The organism is Nocardia vinacea NBRC 16497 (assembly GCF_000308835.1).
GTDB lineage: Bacteria > Actinomycetota > Actinomycetes > Mycobacteriales > Mycobacteriaceae > Nocardia > Nocardia vinacea.
In genome coordinates, this window is sequence record NZ_BAGN01000321.1 from 1 (window position 1) to 1,318 (window position 1,318).

At 66.3% G+C, this 1,318-nt stretch carries 1 protein-coding gene; it reads right to left on the reverse strand.

What is annotated here, in order from left to right; translation table 11 throughout:
- On the reverse strand, positions 1-1,284 hold a 1,284-nt coding region (locus ON44_RS33700; protein ID WP_157187393.1), incomplete at its 3' end, for an acyltransferase domain-containing protein.
- Positions 1,285-1,318: the final 34 nt, after the last annotated feature.

Consider the following 1,318-nt stretch of genomic DNA (forward strand, 5'->3'; position numbering starts at 1 on the left):
GGTGAGGGTGTCGAGCCAGTAGCGGCGATGCTGGAACGCGTAGGAGGGCAACGCAACCCGGGTCGCACCACGGCCGTCGAAGATCGGTGTCCAGTCGACCCCGGCACCGGCCACATCGACCATTGCCAGCGCCGAGAGCAGCCGGTCCAGTCCGCCGTCGTCGCGGCGCAGTGATCCGGTCACGACGATGTCGCGTGTTCGTGGGCCGGTTTGTTCGCCGAGTTCTTCGATGCCCGGTGTCAGCACCGGGTGTGGTGAGGCCTCCACGAACACGGTGTGGCCCTCGCTCAGCAGGGTTTGCACGGTCGCGGCGAAGTTCACGGTGTCGCGCAGGTTGCGGAACCAGTACCCGGCATCGAGTTCGGTGGTGTCGAGCAGGGTGCCGGTCACCGTGGAGTAGAACGCGATTCGTGAGGGTCGTGGAGTGATGGTGGCCAGTTCCTCGAGCAGTCGTTGCCGCAAGGACTCGACCTGTGGTGAATGCGAGGCGTAGTCGACCGCGATCCGGCGGACCTGCACACCGTCGCTTTCGCAGGCGGCCACGAACGCGTCGAGTTGTTCGGTCGGACCCGACACCACCGTGGTGGTGGGCCCGTTGACCGCGGCCACGGCCAGTCCCGGCATGTCGGTCAGTCGTTGCTCGACCAGTGTCGTCGGCAGCAGCACGCTGGCCATTCCGCCTCGACCCGACAGTTCCCGCAATGCCCGCGAACGCAGAATCACCACACGTGCGGCGTCTTCGAGCGACAACGCCCCGGCCACACAGGCTGCGGCGATCTCGCCTTGCGAATGCCCCAGTACCGCATCCGGGACGACACCGAAGGAGCGCCATACCTCGGCGAGGGAAACCATCACCGCGAACAGTGCCGGCTGCACGACATCGACCCGCTCGAGCAGCATCGGATCGGCCGTGCCCTGCAGCACGTCGATCAACGACCACTCCACCAAGGGCGCGAACACCTCGGCGCATTCGAGCACTTTCTGCTCGAACACCACCGATTCCTGCAACAGACGCGCACCCATTCCCAGCCACTGCGCGCCCTGACCGGGGAACACCAACACCGTCTTGCCCACGCCACCAGCAACACCCGAGACCACACCCGGACCCGCGAACATGCCGGCACCCGCGAGCATGCCCGGTTCGCTATCGATCAGTGCTTGCAGTCGGGTCATCAACTCCTCACGGTCGGCACCGACCAGCACCGCCCGATGCTCCAACCGTGCCCGGGTATTGATCAAAGACCACCCCACGTCCACCGCATCCAGCCCCGGCCGTGTCAGCATCCACTCCTGCAACCGGCGCCCCTGCGCGAGCAAG